We start from the raw sequence: 24,403 nt of genomic DNA, 5'->3' as shown, positions 1-24,403 counted from the left end.
GGCCGCGCCGCCCTTGCTGCGATTCCGGCTGATCCACCTGCCCGACGGCGTGACCCGCTTCGTCGTCACCAACCACCATCTGCTGCTCGACGGCTGGTCCAATCCGCTCGTGCTGGCCGAACTGTTCGCACATTACGGTGGCCTCGAACTTCCGGGTACCGACGAGACGGCCGGCCGTGACTACGGCGATTTTCTCGACTGGCTCGCCCGGCGGGACGACGACGCGGCACGTAGGTCGTGGCGCGAGATCCTCGCCGACGTCGACGGCCCGACCCTGGTACGGCCCGGATTCACCGCCACCGCAGACGAACTGCCCCGCGATCAGACGGTCGCCGCAGGTACCGATCTCTCGTCGCAACTGACACGGTTGGCCCGCGACACCGACACGACTGTCCCGACCGTCCTCCAATACGCCTGGGGCGTGCTGCTGTCCCGGCTGACCGGACGCAGCACGGTCACCTTCGGCGAGACGGTGTCCGGCCGGCCGCCGGAACTGCCCGGCGTCGAGTCGATGATCGGCCTGTTCATCAACACGTTGCCGGTGGTCGTCGATGTCGATGCGGCACAACCGGTACGCGACGGCCTCGCCGCCCTGCAGGCCACCAAGGCGCGGCTTCTCGATCACCAGCATGTCGGCCTCGCCGACATCGCGTCGGCTGCCGGACATCGCGTGCTGTTCGACACGCTCACCGTCTACGAGTCCTATCCGGTGGACGCCGATGCGGTCACCGCGGGCAGTTCGGCGGCCGGCCTACAGATCGGGCGGGTGTCGCTGACCGACGCCACCCACTATCCGCTCAACCTCGCCGCCGCACCGTCGGGCGACGACATCGACCTGACATTCAAGTACCTCCCGAATGCCTTCTCGGACAGCGAGATCACTCGTATCGCAGGTCTGTACCGTACGCTGCTGGCCGGATTCGTGGCCGCACCGGACGGTGCCGTCGGTGACATCGAGCTCGTCGAGGCCGACGAACGTGCCGCACTCGCGCCGATGACGTCGCCCGCGGCCGCATCGCCGCGCACGATCACCGAGATCCTCGCTGCTCGTGACGTGACCGGGGACCGCGCAGCACTGATCCTCGGCGACCGGTCGGTGACCTACGACGAGTTCGGTGATCGCACGCACCGACTCGGCCGCATGCTCATCGGCGAGGGCATCGGACCCGGAGACGTGGTGGCGGTGGCGATCGCTCGGTCTGTCGAGTCCGTCACCGCGGTGTTCTCGGTGCTGGCAACCGGTGCCGCGTACCTGCCGATCGACCCGACGCTGCCCGCCGACCGTATCGCTCACATGCTCACCGATTCCGGTGTGGCGGTGGCACTCACCACCGGCGACACCGGACTCGACGAGCGTTTCGGCGAGGTCCGCTGGATGGCGATCGATCACCCGTCGACCCAGGCACGGCTCGACGCGATCTCGGGCGCACCGATCGCCGACGACGAACGGACACGCTCCGTCCGGCTCGACGATCTCGCGTACCTGATCTACACCTCGGGCTCGACCGGACAGCCCAAGGCCGTTGCCGTATCGCATCGAGGCGTCGCCGAATTGCTTGCCGCACAACGGGCGATCTCGGGGGAGGGAATCTCGGGAACGGGGTCCGACATCCGGGTGCTGCACGTGGCGTCCCCGAGCTTCGATGCCGCATTCTTCGAGATGGCCTGGGCCATCGGACTCGGCGTCACCCTGGTGATCTCCCCGGCCGACGTCTTCGCCGGACCCGCGCTCGTCGAGGTGATCATCGACGGTGCCGTCACCGATGCGGTCATCACCCCACAGGTGCTCGCGACGATGGAGCCCCACGGCGTCACCTCGCTGCGTCACCTCACCACGGCAGGTGAGGCGTGTCCACCCGACGTGGTCGAGGCCTGGGCGCCGGGCCGGGAGATGTTCAATCTGTACGGACCGTCGGAGACGACGGTGTGGGCGACAGCGGCCCCGGTGGTCCCCGGCGAACCGGTCACCATCGGACGACCGGTGGGCGGCTTCTCGGTGGCGGTGCTCGACGAGCGGCTGCACCCGGTTCCGGCAGGCGCCGTCGGTGAGCTCTACCTCGCAGGAGATGCCCTCGCCCTCGGTTACCTGAATCGGCCCGGTCTGTCGGCGTCGGCTTTCGTGGCCGACCCTCTCGGTGCACCGGGCAGTCGGATGTACAGCACCGGCGACCTCGTCCGCTGGATGCCCGACGCGCACACGGGCACTCATCGGCTGGAGTTCGTCGGCCGGGCCGACTTCCAGGTGAAGATCAACGGTCAGCGGGTCGAGCTCGGCGAGATCGACGCCGTCCTCACGACGCAACCCGGCGTCGACACGGCGGTCACCCAGGGCGTCGGGGGAGATGCCACCGGCATTCGTCTCGTGAGCTATGTGGTGCCGGAGGCGGACCGCCCGGCCGCACTCGACCCGGGCGCACTCATCAGTGCGGTGAGCGAGCGGCTCGCGAGGTACATGGTGCCGTCGGCGATCGTCGTCCTCGACGCCCTGCCGCTGACCACCAGCGGAAAACTCGACCGACGTGCACTGCCGATCCCGGACCGCCTCTCGGCCGACGAGTTCGTCGCACCGGTCGGCCCCGGCGAGACCCGGGTCGCCGAGATCATCGGCGACCTGTTGGGCCGCGACCGGGTCAGTGCGACCGAATCGTTCTTCGATCTCGGCGGCAATTCGTTGTCGGCGACCCGACTCGCGGCGCGGATCGCCGCGACCACGGGCGCCACCGTGCGGGTCCGTGACGTCTTCGACCACCCGACGGTGCGAGATCTCGCCCGGGTGGTGAGCCGTGCCGCGACCGACACGCCGGCATCCGTCGAGCCGGGTTCGATCCCACGGCCGCAACACCTTCCGCTGTCGTACTCGCAGCAGCGGATCTGGTTCCTCAACCGTTTCGATCCGGAGTCGCCTGCCTACAACATCCCGCTGGTGTTGCGCCTCGACGGCGACCTCGACATCGCTGCGCTGCGCCACGCCCTGACCGACGTGCTGGGCCGACACGAGGTGCTGCGCAGCACGTTCGGGGACGTCGACGGGACGCCCGTGCAGACCGTGCATCCGGCCACCGACCTGTCGGCCACGTTGCGGTGGCAGCAGCTCGACGGCTCCGACGCGGAGATCGCCGCCGCCGTGACAGAGGCCGTCACCACCGGATTCGACATCGCGGCCGAGCTGCCGGTGCGTGCGGTACTCGGCACGGATGTGGCCGACCGTCGACGGCACGTGCTCGCCCTCGTCGTCCACCACATCGCCGCCGACGGCGAATCGATGACACCACTGCTCGCCGATGTGCTCACGGCCTACCGCGCCCGGACCGACGGTGCCGCGCCGACGTGGGCACCGCTGCCGCTGCAGTTCGCCGACTACGCACTCTGGCAGCGCGCGGTCCTCGGTTCACCAGACGATCCCGACTCGGCGATGGCGGCGCAAACCCGTTACTGGACACAACAGTTGGCGGCGCTACCCGATGTACTGGGACTGCCGGCGGACCGTCCGCGCCCGGCCGTTGCGACGTTGCGTGGCGCGGCCGTCGAGGTCGAGATCCCCGCCGATGTCGCATCAGCGGTCACCGCGATCGCCGCCGATCGCGGCGTCACGTCGTTCATGGTCGTGCATGCCGCGCTCGCGGTACTGCTCGCCCGATTGTCCGGCACCACCGACATCGCCGTCAGCACGCCGATCGCCGGTCGTGGCGATGCGGCGTTCGATGGCCTCGTCGGCATGTTCGTGAACACGCTCGTCCTGCGTACCGAGGTCGACTCGTCGACGACGTTCACCGAACTCCTCGACTCGGTGCGGCGCACCGATCTCGACGCATATGCGCACGCGGATGTGCCGTTCGAACATCTCGTCGAGCAATTGAATCCGACTCGTTCGGAAGCATTTGCGCCACTGTCCCAGGTGTTGCTGACGGTCGGGGACCCGTCGCGCGGCAGCATCGATCTGCCCGGGCTGACCGTGTCACCGGCACCGGCGGGCGAGCCGTCCGCCAAAGTGGATCTGACCATCGACATCGCCGTCGGAGACGGTCCCGACGGCTGGCGCGGTTCGATCGCGTACGCGACGGATCTCTTCGACGCGGCGACCATCGAGCGACTGGCCACCCGATTCGTCGATCTCCTCGGTGATCTCGCGCTGGACCCGTCGGCCGCGGTCGGCGACCGCCCGTTGCTCACCGACCGAGAGGACAGCGAGGTCCGCAGGCTCTCCGTCGGGCCAGACGTGGCGGTCCGCGACACCACGCTGGACACCGCCATCGTCGAGCAGTCGCGACGCACACCGTCGGCGCCCGCCCTCGTGTTCGAGGACAGAAGCGTGGACTACACAGAGCTCGTGGCCCGGGTCAGCAGCCTGGCGCGGGATCTGATCGCGCGCGGCGTCGGTCCGGATGACGCAGTCGGCGTGAGTATCCCGCGATCCGTCGAGATGGTGGTCGCGATCCACGCCATCGTGGCCGCAGGCGGCCAGTACGTGCCGATGGACACCGAGGCCCCTGCCGATCGTGTGCGCCACATGCTCGACACCGCGGAGGTGGCACTCGTCCTCGTCGGGCCCGGCTCGTCCCGGCAGGCGTTCGCCGACGCAGGCGTGACCGTGCTCGACGTCGATACCACGGCACCGTTCGACCGCGACGTCGATCCCGTCGCCGACGCCGACCGGCGAGCGCCGCTGCATCCGGATCATGCCGCCTACACGATCTTCACCTCGGGTTCGACCGGCAGGCCCAAGGGCGTGACGGTGTCGCATCGTGCCGTCCTCAACCGTCTGCACTGGGGTCTGAGCACCTTCCCGATCGATGCCTCGGACACGGTGATCCTCAAGACGCCGTACACCTTCGACGTCTCGGTGCCCGAGCTGTTCGCGCCGCTGTTCGCCGGTTCGCGGATGCTGATCGCCCGCCCCGGCGGCCACACCGATCCGGGATACCTCGCCACGGTGATCGAGTCGGAGCAGGTGACATCGGTCCATTTCGTCCCGTCGATGCTGTCGGTGTTCCTCGACGTCGTCGATGACGAGACGCTGGCGGATCTCTCCTCGCTGCGGTACGTCTTCGCCTCCGGTGAGGCGCTGCCGCCTGCGGTCGCGAAGACCACCCGGACCGCATTGCCGCGGGCCGGTCTGCACGACCTGTTCGGTCCCACCGAGGCGGCGGTCGAGGTTGCCCATCAGGATCTGACCACCGTCGGCGACGTCGTGCCGATCGGGCACCCGACCTGGAACACCACGACCTGGGTGCTCGACGGCCGGCTGCGCCCGGTACCCGCAGGCGTGCCCGGCGAGCTGTACCTCGGCGGCGTGCAGATCGCCCGCGGTTACGCGGCTCGCCCGGATCTCACCGCAGAACGTTTCGTGGCCGACCCGTTCGGTGCACCCGGGATGCGCCTGTACCGCACCGGCGACCTGGTGTGCCACAACTCCGTCGGCGAGCTGGAGTATCTGGGCCGCACCGACTTCCAGGTGAAGCTGCGCGGGCAGCGGATCGAGCTCGGCGAGATCGAATCGGTGCTCACCGCAGTCGACGACGTGGTGCACGCCGCGGTCACCGTCGCCCGTTCGTCGACCGGTGCCGAACACCTCGTCGCCTACCTGGTCGGTCCGGCCACCCCCGAGCCGGCGAAAGCCGCGGCGGCACAGGCCCTGCCGGAGTACATGCGGCCGACCGTGTGGACTCTGCTGGACGCCATCCCACTGGGGAGCTCCGGAAAACTGGACCGCCGCGCATTGCCGGAGCCGGACTTCACCGCGCTGGACACCGATTACGAGGCACCGGCCGACGACGACGAGCGTGCGATCGCCGGGATCTTCGCCGGTGCCCTCGGCGTCGACCGGATCTCGGTCACCGAGTCCTTCTTCGCCCTCGGCGGCGACTCGATCATGTCCATCCGGGTGGCGTCGGCGCTGCGGGCCGCGGGCTACACCGTGAGTCCCCGCGACATCTTCGAGCGGCGGACCGTTCGGGCCCTCGCGATCGCGGCCGGTGCCGACGCGGTCGCCGACCTGGCGGAATACCCGGGTGGGGGAGAGGGCGAGGTCGCGCTCACCCCGGCGGTGCACTGGATGCTCGACCATGCCGACGAGCCGTCCGACATCGCCGACTTCTCGCAGAGCAGCGTGCTCATCCTGCCCGACGACATCACCGAATCCGAACTGCGCACAGTGGTCGCCGCCGTCGTCGCACATCACCCGATGCTCAGTGCCCGGCTCGGCGAGCGCGACGGCGAGTGGGAGCTGGCCGCGGGCAACGAGTTCGACGCCGAGACCGCGGTGCGGATACATGCCGTCGACGCCCCGATCGATTCGGATGCCTTCACCGACGCCGTCCGCGACGGGCACGCCAAGGCGCTGGGACGTCTCGACCCGGGCACGGGTGCCGTGCTCCAGGCCGTCGGGCTGCGGAGCCCGGACGGGCGCGGCAGGCTCGTCGTCGCCATCCATCACCTCGCGGTGGATGCCGTGTCGTGGTCTGCGATCATCACCGATCTCGTCACGGCATGGGCGCAGTGCTCGGCGGGACAGGAGATCTCGCTGCAGCCGACCGGCACGTCGATGCGGCGCTGGGCAGGCGTGCTCGCCGATCTCGCCGGCCGGGACGAGGAACTCCTGATGTGGGCCGGGCACCTGCGGGCGCCGGGGGCCGAGCAGGTGGGACGGCCCTTCGACCGGAGCCGAGACCGGCAGGCGACGGTCCGGACCGTCTCGTGGACGGTGCCCACCGACCTGACCGAAGCCCTGCTGACCCGAGTGCCGGCCGCCTACCGGACCGGTGCCGACAACTCATTGCTCGCCGCCTTGGCCCTGGCGGTGGCGGACGCGGCCACCGATGGTCGCGTCGCCATCCTGCTCGAAGGCCACGGACGTGAGGAACCCGTCGCGCCGGGCGCCGATCTGTCGCGCGCGGTCGGGTGGTTCACCAGCATCGCACCGCTGACCGTGGATGTCCCCGCAGGCGGTGGTGGCACGGCCGACACGACCGGGTTGGTCAAGTCCGTCAAGGACGCCCGGGCCGCCATGCCCGACCACGGCCTGGCATTCGGGTCACTGCGCTACCTGCGCGACGGCTCACCGCTCGCAGACCTGCCTCTGCCGTCGATCAGCTTCAACTACTTCGGCAATGTCGGTGGACCGGCCGACCCTGCCGCAGGCAGTGAGGTCGCGGCGACCGATGCCGCCGGTTTCCTGCCGGCGACCGACGCGCCGGTGCTGCCCCCGTCGGTGTCCGGAGCGATGGTGGCGCTGTCGACCCTGGCGGTCAACGTCTCCGCGGTCGCCGGTGTCGACGGCCGGAACCTACGGGCCGACTTCAGCTTCCCGGGCGCGGTCCTCGACGAGGACGAGGTCATCGAGATCGCGCGACGGTGGCAGCACGGGCTCGCCGCCATCGTCGCCGACCTCGAGGCCGTCGGCGACCCCGGACTGTCCGAATCCGATGTGGTGACCACCGGACTCGCGCAGCACGAGATCGACGAACTCGGCGGCCGGTATCCGGCGGCGGACCTCTGGCCGTTGTCTCCCTTGCAGAACGGGCTGCTGTTCCAGTCCGAGATCGTCGACCGCCCCGGTGAGATCGACGTGTACTCGGTCCAGGTGATCATCCAGATCGCCGGCGGCATCGACGTGTCCCGGATGCGTCGGGCGGCGGGCGAACTGTTCCGCGCACACCCGGTGCTGCGATCGGCCTACGTGCGCACAGCCGACGGCACACCGGTCACGGTGGTGCCGCCGGTCGTCGAACCCGATTGGCAGACGGTCGATCTCAGTTCTGTCGATGACCAGACGGCGCAGTCGCGGCTTGCGGACCTGGCAGGCGAGCAGCGCACCACCCGCTTCGACCTCGCACGACCCGGCCCGATCCGGTTCGTCGCGGTCGCGATGCCGTCGGGTGATCACCGGCTGATCATCACCAACCACCACATCCTGCTCGACGGGTGGTCCGGGCCGCTGGTGATCGCCGACCTGTTCGCCGCCTACCTCGGCGACGGTGCGGTGCCCACCCCGCCGGCGCCCCGCGCCGGCTACGCCGATTTCCTGAGCTGGCTGGCCGACCGGGACGGTGCCGCCGCGCGGGATGCGTGGCGAGATGCGTTGGCGCCGTTGGACGGACCGACCCTCCTCGCGCCCGAGCGGGCCACGGTCGCCGAGACACCGGCCGAATACGACGTCGACCTCGACCCCGAACTGGTCGCCGGACTGCATCGCTTCTCCCGCGACCACGGGGTCACGCCGTCGACCGCGATCCAGGTCGCCTGGGCCCTCACCCTGTCCCGGCTGACCGGCCGGCAGGTGGTGGCCTTCGGTGAGACCGTTTCCGGCCGTCCCGCCGAGCTCGACGGCGTGGAGGCCGCGATCGGCCTGTTCATCAACACCATCCCGGTGATCGTCGACTGCGATCCCGCGCAGACCCTCGGCGAGGTCGCATCGGTACTCCAGAACGCCAAGACCCGCCTGCTGGATCATCAGCATCTCGGCCTCGCCGACATCGGCGAGATCGCCGGGCACCCGGTCTTGTTCGACACCTTGACCGTCTACGAGTCCTATCCGGTCGACTCCGACGCCCTCGCGTCGGGAAGTCGCGCGGCCGGTCTGGACATCACCGGCGTCGACTTCGCCGACTCCACCCACTACCCGCTCAACCTCATCGTCGGGCCGGCCGGTGACGGCATGCGGTTCGCCTTCACGTACCTGCCGAGCGTGGTCGGCGACGACGACGTGGTGCGCGTGGCCGACCACGTCCACACGGTGCTCGCCACGCTCGTCGCGGTACCCGGCCGCCTGATCGCCGACGTCGACACCATCAGCGACGCCGATCGGGCGCTGGTCACCGGGTGGGCGCAGGGCGCCGACGTCGGTGTCGATGACGGCCTCATCACCGATCATGTTGCCGCGCAGGTCCGGGCGACACCCGATGCGACCGCGCTCGTCTTCGGGGGCGACGCGGTCACCTACGCCGGGTTCGGGTCGCGGGTGTCGGCCCTGGCGCGCGACCTGATCGCCCGCGGCGTTGGGCCGGAAGTAGCCGTGGGCGTGTGTATCCCTCGGTCGGTGGAACTGCTCGTCGCGCTGCATGCGGTCCTCGCCGCAGGCGGCCACTACGTGCCCATCGACCCGGACGCCCCGGCCGACCGGGCCCGGTACATGCTCGACACGTCGGGCGCGGCGCTCGTGCTCGTGACCGACGCCACCGCACGCGTTGCCGGCGCACAGCAGGTCGACGTCGTCACCGTCCCGTCCGAGGCGCCGGACACGACCGTCGCGCCGGTCACCGACGCCGACCGGATCACCCCGCTGCGGGGCGAGAGTCCCGCGTACACGCTCTTCACGTCCGGATCGACCGGCCGCCCCAAGGGCGTCACGGTGACGCACGAGGCGATCGCGAATCGACTCGCCTGGATGCAGGCGTCGTACCCGCTCGACGCCGGCGACGTCGTCATCCAGAAGACGCCGGCCACCTTCGATGTGTCCGTGTGGGAGTTCTTCTGGCCGTTGATGGTCGGCGCGCAATTGGTGATCGCCCGTCCCGACGGCCATCGCGATCCGGTCTACCTGGCGGAACTGATCCGCGAGCAGCGGGTCACCGTCACACACTTCGTGCCGTCCATGCTGTCGACGTTCATCGACGTCGTCGGGACCGCCGGTCTCGCCGAGCTGACGTCGATCCGTCAGGTGTTCACCTCGGGTGAGGCACTTGCTCCGCCGGTGGCCGCCGCGGCACTCGAGGCGCTGCCGAACGCACGGCTGCACAATCTGTACGGACCCACCGAGGCGGCCGTCGACGTCACCTCGCACGAGGTGGCGCCCGGCGACACCGCTGTGCCGATCGGCCGTCCGGTCTGGAACACCACCGGTCGCGTGCTGGATCCGCAGCTGCGTCCGGTTCCGCCCGGCGTGGCAGGCGAACTGTATCTCGGTGGCGTGCAGCTCGCGCGCGGATACGCGGCCCGACCCGATCTGACCGCGGACCGCTTCGTTGCCGACCCGTTCGGCGCATCCGGCACGCGTCTGTACCGCACCGGGGACCTGGTGCGGCACACTTCCGACGGCGAGCTGGAGTACCTGGGCCGCACCGACTTCCAGGTGAAGCTGCGTGGCCAGCGCATCGAGCTCGGTGAGATCGAGGCCGTCCTCGCATCCGTGCCCGGCGTCGTGCACGCGGTGGCCACGGTCACCGCAACACCCAGCGGCGACGAACACCTCGTCGGTTACGTCGCGGGCGATTCGATCGACCTCGACGCCGTGCGCGAGACGGCCGCGCAGGCGCTGCCGGAGTACATGCGCCCCACGGTCTGGTCTCTGCTCGAGGTGATGCCGTTCAACACCGCGGGCAAGATCGATCGGCGCGCACTGCCCGAGCCGGAGTTCGCGGCCGGGGAGTACGCCGAGCCCCGAACCGATGTCGAACGCGCCGTCGCCGCAGTGTTCGGCGATGTCCTCGGTGTCGACACCGTGTCGGCCACCGACAGCTTCTTCGACCTCGGCGGCAATTCCCTGTCGGCGACCCGCGTCGCCGCCCGCATCGCCGAGACCCTCGGTATCCGGGTCGGCGTGCGCGACCTCTTCGACGCGCCGACTGTCCGTGCGCTCGCCGCCCTGGTCGCCGATGTCACCGGACCGGCAACGGAAGCGTTGGTCGCAGGCCAACGCCCCGAACGCATCCCGCTGTCGAGCGCACAACAGCGGATGTGGTTCATCAACCGGTTCGACCCGTCATCGCCTGCCTACAACATCCCGTTCGCGCTGACACTCACCGGCCGCCTCGACGTGGACGCCCTGCGCGCCGCGCTCGCCGACGTGATCACCCGCCACGAGAGCATGCGCACGGTCTTCCCGGCGGACGAGAACGGCGATGCGGTACAAGAGATCCTCGATCCCGCGATCCTGGCGACCGACACATCCTGGTGGAGCCGACCCGTGGACATCGCCGCTGCGCGTGATCTCGCCCGGCAACCATTCGACGTCACCCGCGACCTACCGATCCGTACTGCGCTGGTCGCGACCGGGGATGACGACCACCTGCTCGTGGTGATCATCCACCACATCGCCGCCGACGGTGAGTCGCTCGCCCCGCTGCTGCGCGACATCGTCACCGCCTACACCGCACGGACCGCGGGCACCGCACCGGGATGGCCGGACCTGTCCGTCCAGTACGCCGATTTCGCGTTGTGGCAGCAGCGGGTGCTCGGCTCCGCCGACGAGCCGGACTCGATCGTGGGCCGGCAGGTCTCGTACTGGACCGAGCAGCTCGCCGACCTGCCCGACGTCATCGGACTGCCGTCCGATCGCCCGCGTCCCGACGTCGCGTCGTTGCGGGGCGGCCTCGCCGCATTCGACATCCCCGCCGATCTCGTCCACGCCGTCGACGATCTCGCCCGGCGCCACGGTGCGACACCGTTCATGGTGTTGCACGCAGCCCTCGCAGCGCTGCTGGGCCGCATCGGCGACACCACCGACGTCGCCATCGCGACGCCGGTGGCAGGCCGTGGACAGTCCGCCCTCGACGACGTGATCGGCATGTTCGTCAACACCCTCGTCCTGCGTATCGGGATCGACCCCGCGATGTCGTTCGGCGACCTGCTGACCGCCACCCGCGGAACCGATCTCGATGCCTTCGGTCACGCCGACGTCCCGTTCGAGTACCTCGTCGAACGACTCGCCCCGACCCGATCGGAGGCCTTCGCACCGCTCGCGCAGGTCATGTTCACGCTGGAACAGCACGCGCAATCGCGGGTGGACCTGCCGGACCTGAGCATCGCACCTGCCGAACCCGGTGAGCCCGCAGCACGTTTCGACCTGACCGTCGGCCTGTCCGCCACGCGTACCGACGATGGCCGCCTCACCGCCCTCGACGGTTCGATCGTCTACGCGACCGACCTGTTCGACCACGACACGGCGGTCCGGATCGCCGACTGGTATGTCGCGATCCTGCGCGCATTGGTCGACGATACGACGACGGTGGTCGGCGATGTGCCGCTCGTCGATTCGGCCGGGCACGGCAAGCTCCGGGCCTGGTCGGTCGGCCTCGATGTCGACACCGACGCCCCGGTTCTGCCCGATGCGATGGCGACTGCGGTCCGTTCACACCGCGGCGCGACCGCCCTCGTCGATGGCGATCGGAGCATCTCCTACGCCGATTTCGGCTCCCGGGTGAACAGCCTTGCGCGCGAGCTCATCAGGGCGGGCGTGGGCCCGGACGTCGCGGTCGGCGTGGCGGTCCCGCGCTCCGCGGAGATGCTGGTCGCGATCCATGCGGTGGTGACCGCGGGCGGCCACTACGTGCCGATCGACCCCGATGCGCCTGCCGACCGCATCGACTACATGCTCGACACCGCACGCGTGGCCGCAGTCATCGTCGGACCCGGCAGCGTGCCGGACGTGCTCGCCGACTCGGAGCGTCGCCTCGTGGTCGCCGACGCGTCCGCGCCGGTTCCCGCGGACTCGTCTCCGGTCACCGATGCCGACCGCATATCTCCGCTGACCGCCGACCACGCGGCCTACACCCTGTTCACCTCCGGCTCGACGGGCCGCCCCAAGGGCGTCGTCATCACCCACGCGGCCATCGCGAACCGCCTGGCCTGGATGCAGGACTCCTACCGACTGCGCGGCGCGGACGTCGTGCTGCAGAAGACACCCGTGACCTTCGATGTGTCGGTGTGGGAACTGTTCTGGCCGTTGATGGTCGGCGCGACCCTCGTCATCGCGCGCCCGGACGGCCACCGTGACCCGGCCTACCTGGCGCAGCTGATCCGCGAGCAACGGGTGACCACCACGCACTTCGTGCCGTCGATGTTGTCGGCCTTCATCGACGTCCTCGGCCCCGAAGGGCTCTCCGCATTGTCGTCGATCCGGCAGCTGTTCACCTCCGGTGAGGCGCTGGCACCCTCGGTCGCCGCAGCCGCGCTGGACGCGCTGCCGAACGTGCGGCTCCACAATCTGTACGGACCCACCGAGGCGGCCGTCGACGTCACCTACCACGAGGTGCGATACGGCGACACCACCGTGCCGATCGGCCGGCCGGTCTGGAACACCACCACCCGCGTCCTCGACGCCCGACTGCATCCGGTCCCCATCGGGGTGCCCGGCGAGCTCTACCTGGGTGGCCTGCAACTCGCCCGCGGGTACGCCTCACGCACCGACCTCACCGCCGACCGGTTCGTCGCGGACCCGGCCGGGCCGGCAGGTGCCCGCATGTACCGCACCGGCGACCTGGTCCGCCACGATCCCCATGGTGATCTGGAATACCTGGGCCGCACCGACTTCCAGGTGAAGCTGCGCGGTCAGCGCATCGAGCTGGGCGAGATCGAGGCGGTGCTCGTGTCCGCGCCGGGTGTGGTGCACGCCGCGGCCACCGTCGCGACCACCGCCGACGGCTCTGAACATCTGGTCGCCTACCTCGCAGGCGGCACCGAGGAATCCGGCGAGGCCGGGATCGATCTCGGCCAGGTCGAGGCACTCGCGGCCCGCCTGCTCCCGGAGTACATGCGGCCGACGGTGTGGATGCCGCTGCAGCGCGTCGAGCTCACCGCTTCGGGCAAGCTCGACCGACGTGCCCTGCCTGCGCCGGAGCGCGGCGGCGCCGAGTACGTGGCGCCCACCACCGACACCGAGAGCACCATCGCGGGTGTCTTCGCCGAGGTCCTCGGCCTTGACCGCGCATCGGCCACCGAGAGCTTCTTCGACCTCGGCGGCAATTCGCTGTCCGCCACCCGGGTGGCCGCCCGCGTGGGCCACGCCCTCGACACCGACGTCTCGGTGCGGGACCTGTTCGACGCACCGACGGTGCGCTCGCTTGCCGAACGGGTCCGTCCGGGAACCGGTGCGACGGCTCCGATCGTCGCGCAGCCCCGGCCCGACGTCATCCCGTTGTCGTTCGCCCAGCAGCGGATGTGGTTCATCAACCAGTTCGACACGGCTTCCTCGGCATACAACATCCCGTTGGGTCTGCGGCTGACCGGGGATGTCGATCACGACGCCCTTCTCGATGCGCTGCTGGACGTGATCGGACGACACGAGATCCTGCGCACCGTGTATCCCACCGTGGATGGACGACCCACACAACGCGTCCTGGACGTCGACGCCGCCGCCGAGCATCTCGACTGGTCGCTCGCCCGCGAATCCGGCGACCTGCGCGATGCCACCGCCCGCGGCTTCGACGTCGCGCGCGACCTCCCGATTCGCGGACGCGTCTGGCGGGCAGCGGATTCGGCGACCACCGACGTCATCGTCGTGTGCCACCACATCGCCTTCGACGGGGAGTCTGCCAAGGTTCTCGCGACAGATCTGGTCCGTGCCTACCTGACGCGCACCGGCGGCGGTCCGGCCGCCGAGCCGCCGACCGTCCAGTACGCCGATTTCGCGTTGTGGCAACACCGGACACTCGGCCGCACCGACGACGTGACCTCACCCATCGGCAGGCAGTTCGCGCACTGGCTGTCCGTTCTCGACGAGATCCCTGCGGTCACCGACCTGCCCATGGACCGGCCACGGCCGTCGGTGCTCGAGGCCGACGGCGAGCGCGCGAGCATCGACATACCCGCAGATCTCGCGGCGGCCGTGCACCGCACCGCCGCCGACACCGGCCTGACGCCGTTCATGGTGTGCCACGCCGCCCTCGCCCTGACCGTGGCCCGGCTCGCCGCGACACGTGACGTGGTGATCGGGGCGCCGGTCGCCGGCCGCGGACAGGCCGTACTCGACGAATTGATCGGCATGTTCGTCAACACGTTGATCTTGCGGACCGCGGTCGACCCGGCAGTGTCGGTCGAGGAATTCCTCGCCGAGGTCCGCGCCGTCGACCTCGACGCCTTCGCCCACAGCGACGTCGCCTTCGAGCAACTCGTCGATGCGCTGGCTCCGGAACGGTCGACAGCGCACGCACCGCTGACCCAGATAGCGTTCACCTATGCGACCGACGACACGTCAGGTCGTGCGGCGTTCACCGGGGCCGGACTCGAGATCGAACCTCTCGACCTCGCCGAACAGGATGCCAAGTTCGACCTGACCGTCGGCGTGCTCGAACATCCCGGAAGCGGCGAGACCCCCGGTCTGACGGCCGAGTTCCTCTATGCGCGAGCACTGTTCGACGAGCCGACGATCCTCGGGTTCGCCGACACCTGGCTGCGGGTCCTCGGCGCGGTCACCGGCGACCGGACCGCCGCCGTCGGCGACATCGATCTGCTCGACGACGCCCAGCGGCGGGAGATGGACGCCGTCCGAGCAGAACTCGCGGCGGCGGCCCGGGCGAGCGAGACCTTCGGTGGCGGCAAGACCCTGCCCGAGGTCCTCGTCGACCGCACCCTCGATCCTGAGCATGCCGCGCTCATCAGTGACGCGGAGACGATCGACTACCAGGAGTTCGAATCCCGGACCAACCGGCTCGCCCGCACCCTGATCCGTCGCGGCGTGGGACCGGACGTGGTGGTCGCGGTCGGCATCGCACGGTCGATGGAGTCGGTCATCGCCACCTGGGCGGTGATCAAGGCCGGCGGCGTCTACCTGCCGATCGACCCGACCTACCCTGACGATCGCATCGACCACATGTTGTCGGATTCCGGTGCGGCCCTGGGCCTCACGACGACCGCCGACCGCGTCACGCTCGGCGACCGCGATCAGCCGCACTGGCTGGTCCTCGACGACACCGACCTGATCGAGGCGACCGGCCGGGAGTCGACGGACGTCGTGAGCGACGCCGATCGGCTCGCACCGGTACGCCTCGACAACCTCGCCTACCTGATCTACACGTCCGGCTCGACCGGCCGCCCCAAGGCCGTCGCCGTCAACCACCGCGGCATCTCCGACCTCGTACAGGCGCTGCGTGAAGTGTCATCGGGCCCTGCCACGCGGGTCCTGCACGTGGCGTCGCCGAGCTTCGACGCCTCCATGCTGGAGATGATCTGGGCCATCGGATCCGGTCACACGCTGGTGGTCTCGCCTGCCGAGATCTACGGTGGCGCCGAATTGGCCGCCCTCATCGCGCGGCACCGCATCACCGATGCACTGATCACGCCGACCGTGCTTGCCACCGTCGACCCGGCCGGATTGACGACGCTCAAGCACCTCGCCACCGGCGGCGAGGCCTGCCCACCCGACCTGATCGAGCGGTGGGCAGTCGACGGGCGGGCATTGTTCAACTTCTACGGACCGTCGGAGACGACGATCTGGGCGACCGCGGGCCGATCGCTGCCGGGCCGACCGGTCACCATCGGGCGGCCGATCCGTGGTTTCACCGCCTACATCCTGGACGAGCGCCTCAACCCGGTGCCGCACGGTGTGATCGGTGAGCTGTATCTCTCGGCGCCCGGTCTGGCGCGCGGGTACCTCGCCAGGGCAGGCCTGACCTCCGCGCGGTTCGTCGCCGATCCTCTGGGACTGCCCGGGTCGCGCCTCTACGCCACCGGCGACCTGGTCCGACGGACCCCCGCAGGCGAGATCGAGTTCGCCGGGCGTGCCGACCATCAGGTGAAGATCAACGGCCAGCGAGTCGAACTCGGCGAGATCGACGCCGTTCTCGCCGCCACTCCGGGCGTTGCCCATGCGCTCACCCTGGGCGCCGAGGACCCCGCCGGACGGACCCGACTGGTCGGCTACCTCGTCGCCGACGACCAGACGGTCCTCGACACCTCCGCCGTGTCGCGCGAGGCCGGTAGGCGACTGGCCGCTCACATGGTGCCTGCACAGCTGATCGTGCTCGATGCGCTGCCGTTGACACCCGCGGGCAAGTTGGACCGGGCCGCCCTGCCGGCCCCGGACTTCGTCGCCGACACCGAGTTCGTGCCACCCGCGACGGATGCCGAGCGCACCCTGGCAGGCATCGTCGCCGGCCTGCTGGGTGCCGAGCGGGTGGGTGCCACCGACTCGTTCTTCACCCTCGGCGGCGACAGCATCATGTCCATCCAGCTGGCATCCGCGGCCAAGTCCGCAGGGTTCGCCCTGACCCCTCGGGACATCTTCGAGAACAAGACGATCCGCGCCATGGCCGCGGCGGCGGGCGTCGTCGGCGCGGCGGTGGAACCACTCGCGGAACTGCCCGACGGGCCATCCGGACAGATGGTGATCACGCCGATCGTCGACTGGATGCTCGAGCACGCCGATTCGCCCGCGGACTTCACCGATTTCTCGCAGGCCAATCTCCTGCATCTGCCCGCCGGACTGACCGGAGATGATCTGCGGCACATGGTCGCCGGACTCGTCACCGCCCACCCCATGCTGACCGCTCGGCTGTACCGGGTCGAGGGGGAGTGGAACCTCGACACCGGAGCCACCGTGGACACCGGGCAATTGGTGCGGACCGCAGCGGTCGGTTCCTCGCCCGGAAGTGCGGAGTTCGCCGGCGCGATCACCGACCTGCACGCCGAGGCACTCGCCGAACTCGATCCCGCGACGGGCGACATCCTGCGCTGCGTCGTGGTGGTACCCGACACGGTCGAGATCCCCGACGGCGGCACCGCGGTCGGGGCAGGCGCCCGGCTGCTGATCGTCATCCATCATCTCGCGGTGGATGCGGTCTCGTGGCCGACGATCGTGGTCGACCTGGCGACCATGTGGTCGCAGCGGGAATCCGGTCTCGCCCTGGCGCCGCAACCCGAAGGCACATCGGTTCGTCGGTGGTCCCGGTTGCTCGCCGACCACGCGGCCGACCGGTTGACCGAACTGCCGTACTGGCTGGAGCGGTTGCCGGCGAACCCACCGCGCATCGGCCGCGAACTCGACCGCGCCGCGACCCGCGCTGTGCAGCCGGTGACGGTGCCGCTGCTGGTGGACGCCGACATCACACGCGCGCTGCTCACGACCGTGCCAGACGCATTCGGTGCAGGCACCCAGGACGCCCTGCTCGCTGCGCTGGCCCGGGCCGTCCACGGGTGGACCGGCCAACAGGCAGCGGGTGTCGACGACGCAGAAGTCGACGATGCAGTCGTGTTCGGCGTCGAGGGTCACGGCCGGGAAACCGAGATCGCCGCCCGCGGTGACGATCCGCGCGCCGTCGACCTGTCGCGAACCGTCGGGTGGTTCACGACGATGTCCCCGGTGCGTATCCCGCTCGGCCGCGACCATGACGTCGTGCGCACGGTCAAGGAGACCAAGGAGGAGCTCCGGGGTCGTGCGGACCACGGCCTCGGATTCGGCCTGCTGCGCTATCTCGCGCCCCGTGTTCTCGCCGGTCCGCACACCGATGCCACGACCCTCGCCGACCTGGCCGAGCTCGCGCGCAGGCGCCTGCCCTCGATCGCGTTCAACTACTTCGGAAATGTCGCCGCGTCGGGCGCGCAGAACACCGACGCCGCCGATGAGGCATTCGTGCCGTCCGGCGACGACGTCGAGCTGCCGTCGACGCTCAGCGGCGCTCTGGTGATGCCGCATGCACTGTCGGTGGACGTGCAGACCGTCGTCATCGACGGGCACCGACGGCTGCGCGCATCGTTCGCGTATCGGCCCGGTTCGCTCACCGACGACGAGGTCACCGATCTCGGCACCCGCTGGGCCACCGAGTTGGCCGCCATCGTCGCGGCGACCGAGGCCGCGGATCCCGGGCCGTCCCCGTCAGATCTCATCGGACCGCGTCTGGGCCAGGACGAGATCGACGACCTGGGTCGCCGCTATCGGGGTGCCGAGATCTGGCCACTGACCCCGCTGCAGCAGGGGCTCTACTTCCAGGCCGAACTCGGGGCCACGTCCGGCGACGAGAGATCTGCGACCGCAGAGGTCGACGTCTATGTGACGCAGGCCGTGATCGAACTCGCGGGCGATGTCGATGTCGAGCGGATGCGTTCTGCCGCAACACGTCTACTGGACCACCATCGAGTGCTGCGCTCGGGGTACGTGCGGACCGTCGAGGGGGCGGTCGTCGCGGTCGTGCCGCCCCGGATCGATCCGGACTGGGCCACGATCGATCTCCGCGACGAGACGGGGGAGTCCGACGAGCGCCTCGACTCGATCGCGGTCGATCAGATGCGGCGCCCGTTCGTCCTCTCCGAGCCCGGCCTCATCCGATTCGCGATGGTGCTGCTGCCCGGATCACGCGCCGCGCTCGTCGTCACCAGCCATCACCTCGTGGTGGACGGGTGGTCGGGACCGTTGATCGTCGGCGACCTGTTCGCCATGTATCTCGGCGGTCACCCGCTGACCTCCACCGACAGCGGAGATTTCGCCACCTTCCTGCGCTGGCTCGCCCGGCGGGACGACGCTGCCGCTCGTGCGGTCTGGTCGGACGCGTTGGCCCGCCTCGACGGCCCGACCGTGGTCGCCCCCGGACGCGTGGCCACCGAGGATGCGCGGCCCCGTGAGCACGTCATCGACACCGGTGCCGACCTGGGGATCGCCCTCGGGCACGCCGCTCGGCGACTCGGCGTCACCACCTCGACCCTGCTCCAGTTCGGTTGGGCGGTCCTGTTGTCCCGGCTCACCGGGCAGACGACGGTCGGCTTCGGCGAAACGGTGTCGGGTCGCCCGGCCGACATCGACGGCGTCGAGCAGATGGTCGGCCTGTTCATCAACACGCTGCCCGTCGCGGTCACCGTCGACCCCGACCAAGGGATCGACGACGCGGTACGCGCCTTGCAGGACACCAAGACCCGACTCCTCGATCACCAGCACATGGGCCTTGCCGACATCGCCGCGGCCACCGGCCACCACGCGCTGTTCGACACCCTCACCGTCTACGAGTCCTACCCGGTCGACGCCGATACGATCGCCGACAACGGACAGTCCGACGACCTCCAGATCACGGCGATCCGCACCGGAGATGCAACGCACTACCCCTTGAACCTGATCGCCGCACCGGCACGTGACACCTCGGGCGCCACGGCCGACGCCGCCGCGTCGGGAGTGTCATTGCAGCTCAAGTACCTACCGGACGCGTTCTCCGAAGCCCAGATCGAGCATCTCGGCAACGCCTACACACAGATCCTGATCGCGCTCAGCGCCACGGATCCCGGTCGTGTCGGCGACGTCGACCTGCTGACACCCGCGGACCGCGACCTCATCGAGAAGTGGAGTCACGGCCACCGGGTCGACGAACCGGGCGACTTCGTGGGCGCGGGTCTGGCCGCACAGGCCGCGCTCACACCGGACGCCGTCGCCGTGATCGACGGCGACCGCGAGATCGCTTACGGCGAGTTCGACGCGCAGGTCAATGCGCTCGGACGGTCGCTGATCGCGGCGGGCATCGGACCCGACGACGCCGTGGGAGTCTGTCTGCCACGGTCGATCGAGATGCTGGTGGCGGTCCACGCGATCACGGTCGCCGGCGGTCAGTATGTGCCGATCGACACCGAGGCGCCGGCCGACCGCGTGCGCTACATGACCGACACCGCCTCGGTGACAACGATTCTCATCGGGCCCGGAGGGATACCGGCGGCGATCGCCGCTGCGGGCGTCGACACCATCGTGGTCGATGCGAGTGTTCCGGCCGATGCGTGTGCGGCGATCACCGATGACGATCGCCGTGCACCGTTGCGTCCGGAGCACGCTGCCTACACGATCTTCACCTCCGGGTCGACCGGCCGCCCCAAGGGTGTCACCGTCTCCCACCGGTCGGTCGTCAACCGACTCCGTTGGGGACTGGAGACCTTCGACGGGGTCGATGGGTCGTCGGCCACCATCCTGAAGACGCCGTACACCTTCGACGTGTCGGTGCCGGAGCTGTTCGCACCGTTCATGATCGGTGCGCGGGTGATCGTCGCCCGCCCCGGTGGACACGCCGATCCCGCCTACCTGGCCGCCCTCGTCGCAATGCACGGCATCGCGGCCGTCGACTTCGTCCCCTCGATGCTCGCCGCCTTCCTCGACGTCGTCGACGACGAGCAACTCGCCGCCATGACCGGACTGCACCACCTCTACATCGCGGGGGAGGCGTTGCCGCCCGCCCTCGCCCGCGCCGCCCGCGAACGACTCCCGCACGTGGCGCTGCACAACCTGTACGGGCCGACCGAGGCCGCCGTCGAGGTGACCGCGCATGCCATCGGAACCGTCGACGAGCACAGCACGGTGGTGCCGATCGGCGGACCGATCCGGAACACGGCGGTGTGGGTCCTCGATGACCGGCTGCGGCCGGTGCCGCCGGGTATCGCAGGCGAGTTGTACCTCGGCGGCGTGCAGGTCGCCCGCGGCTACGCGGCGCGCCCGGATCTCACCGCCGAGCGCTTTGTGGCAGATCCGTTCGGCACCGGCGGTCGGCTCTACCGCACCGGCGACCTCGTCCGCTGGGACATGTCGGGAGAGATCGAATACCTGGGCCGCACCGACTTCCAGGTGAAACTGCGCGGCCAGCGCATCGAGCTCGGCGAGATCGAATCGGTACTGACCTCGGCGCCGGGCGTCGTCCACGCGGCCGCCACCGTCGCCACCGTCGCCACGGCCGCCGGGGGCGGCGGGGGCGGCGAGCACCTCGTCGCGTATGTGGCGGCCGGACCCGGCCAGCGCCTCGATCTCGACGCGGTGCGTGACCGGGTTGCCGGTGCGCTGCCCGAGTACATGCGTCCCACCGTGTGGATGCCGCTCGATGACGTTCCGCTCGGCAGCACCGGCAAGCTCGATCGGCGTGCGCTGCCGGAGCCGGAGTTCGCGGCGGGGGAACTCGTGGCACCGGACGGCGAGATCGAGGAGACGATCGCGCTGGTCTTCGCCGAGGTGCTCGGCGTGGATCGGGTGTCGGTCACCGACAGCTTCTTCGACCTCGGCGGCAACTCGCTCTCGGCCACCCGGGTGAGCGCGCGCATCGGCGGTGCTCTCAAAGCCGATGTCGGTGTCCGGGATCTGTTCGAGGCACCGACCGTCCGTGATCTCGCGCGCCGCATCCACACCGGTGACACCGAGGTCGAACCCCTCGTCGCGGGCCCGCGCCCCGACGTCATCCCGCTCTCCACCGCACAGCAGCGGATGTGGTTCATCAACCGGTTCGAACCCGGCTCCCCGGCCTACAACCTGCCGGTGGCGCTCCGGCTGCGTGGACAGGTCGACGTCGAGGCGTTGCGGGCAGCGCTCGGCGACGTCGTCGAGCGGCACGAGACACTGCGCACGGTGTTCCCGGCCGCCGACGGACGCCCGCATCAGGTCATCGTCGGCGTCGACGAGGCGCGCAGCCAGCTGGACTGGGCCGAGATCGACGATCCCGCAACGACCTTCGACACGATCGCCACGGTCGCCACCACCGGGTTCGACGTCACCACCGACATGCCGATCCGTGCGCGGATCGCCCGACTGGCCACCGACGATCACGTCTTCCTCGTCGTCACCCACCACATCGCGGCCGACGGGGAGTCGACCGGGCCGCTGGTGCGCGACCTGCTGGCCGCCTACGAGGCACGTCGCCACGGACAGCGCCCCGACCTGGCTCCGCTCGCGGTCGGGTTCGCCGACTTCGCGCTCTGGCAGCAGCGCGTGCTCGGCGACACCGACGATCCGAGGTCGGTGCTCGGGCGACAGATGGCGCACTGGGTTCGCACCCTCGATGGGCTGCCCGACCTGCTCACCCTGCCGACCGACCACATCCGGCCGCCGGTGGCGAGCATGCGCGGGGCGAACATCCGCTTCACCATTCCGAGTGACACCCGGCGCGGCATCATCGACCTCGCCCGCGACCTCGGGGCCACCGAGTTCATGGTGCTGCATGCCGGTCTGGCAGTACTTCTCGCACGGCTGTCCGGCACCTCGGATGTCGCCATCGGCACCCCGGTCGCCGGTCGCGGTCGCGCCGAACTCGACGAGATCGTCGGCATGTTCGTCAACACCCTGGTGTTGCGCACCGAGATCGACTCCGCTGCCGGATTCGCCGACGTCGTCGCAGCGACGCGCAGCACCGACCTCGACGCCTTCGCCAACGCCGATGTGCCGTTCGAGCACCTCGTCGAGAAGCTCAATCCGCTGCGCTCCGAGGCGTTCGCACCACTGACCCAGGTGATGCTCGCCTACCAGCGAGCGCTCTCCGACGAGATCGCCCTGCCCGGTCTGAGCGTCACCCCGGTCGACGCCGGCGCGCCCTCGGCCAAGGTGGACCTCACCATCGAGGTCTCGCCCGAGCGCGCCGACGACCCGACTGCGGCCCTCGGCGGCAACATCATCTATGCGACCGACCTGTTCACCGAGGCCACGATCGTCGAGTTCGCCTCCCGTTTCGGGCGTCTCCTCGGCGAGCTCGTCACCGCCCCCGCCACTCCTGTCGGCGATGTGGAGTTGCTCACCGAGAGCGACCGCAGGCGTCGACGGGCGCTGTCGGCAGGTCGCGACAAGGACCTGCCACGCGACACGGTGCCCGCCGCTGTGGTCCGGCAGGCAGCGGACACCCCGGACGCCACAGCGCTGGTGTCCGGCGACCGGACGCTGACCTATCGGGAGTTCGCCGCGCGCGTGAACGTCCTCGCCCGCGACCTCATCGCGCTCGGTGTCACCCCGGACACCGCAGTGGCCGTGTGCATTCCGCGATCCGTCGAGATGGTGCTGGCCATCCACGCCGTCGTCACGGCAGGCGGTCAGTATGTCCCGGTCGATCCCGGTGTGCCCGCAGATCGTGCCCGGTACATGGTGGACACCGCAGGCGTCGGGGTGGTGCTGGTCGATGCGCACACCGACCGCCCGGCGGCGATCGACGACCTCGCCGCAGAGCTGCGCATCGTCGAGGTCGATGCCGCCGCAGAGGTCGATCCCGACCATCCTGCCTCGGCAGAGGTGACCGACGCCGACCGCGGCGCACCGCTGGGGCCGGATCACGCGGTCTACACCATCTTCACGTCCGGCTCGACCGGCCGCCCGAAGGGCGTGACCCTGCCGCACGACGCGGTGGTCAACCGGCTCTGGTGGGGCCTGGACGAGCTGCCCATCGACGCCACCGATGCGGTCATGCTCAAGACCCCGTACACGTTCGACTGTTCCGTCCCGGAGATCTTCGCGCCCCTGATGGTCGGCGCGCGCATGGTGATCCTGCGGGCCGACGGTCACCTCGACCCCGTGCACGTCGCCGAGCAGATCGCCGAACACCGCGTCACGATGGTGCATTTCGTGCCGTCGATGCTGTCGGTGTTCCTGGAGGTGGCGGGCGCCGAACGGGTACGCTCCCTCGATTCGGTGCGGATCGTGTCGACGACCGGAGAGGCGTTGCCGCCCGCGGTGGCCGCCGAGACGCGCGCGTTGCTCCCGGAGGTGTTGTTCTACAACCTCTACGGCCCGACGGAGGCCGCCGTCGAGATCACCTATCAGGAGATCGAGGCGATCGACCGTGACGTCCCGTCGGTGGCCATCGGTGCGCCGGTGTGGAATTCGACGGCGTACGTGTTGGACGTGCGGTTGCATCCGGTCCCGATGGGCGTCGCAGGCGAACTCTACGTCGGCGGTGTGCAGTTGGCGCGCGGGTATGCGGCGCGGCCGGACCTGACGGCGGAGCGGTTCGTCGCCGATCCGTTCGGTGAGCCGGGAACCCGCTTGTACCGC

Annotated in this window: 1 protein-coding gene (cut by both window edges); it reads left to right on the top strand. The window is 70.0% G+C overall.

This entire window lies inside a single protein-coding gene on the top strand: locus tag IDF66_RS04285, encoding a non-ribosomal peptide synthase/polyketide synthase (protein WP_190265819.1). The 53,721-nt coding sequence extends 10,430 nt beyond the window's left edge and 18,888 nt beyond its right edge, so the window shows coding positions 10,431-34,833, spanning codon 3,477 (partial) through codon 11,611 (complete); the first codon wholly inside the window starts at window position 2. Both codon boundaries (start and stop) fall beyond the window edges.

The sequence above is a fragment of the Gordonia hankookensis genome, assembly GCF_014673215.1.
In the GTDB taxonomy this organism is placed as follows: Bacteria; Actinomycetota; Actinomycetes; order Mycobacteriales; family Mycobacteriaceae; genus Gordonia; species Gordonia hankookensis.
Note: the sequence above shows the minus strand (reverse complement) of the source record. Positions and strands in the feature narration are given on the sequence as shown.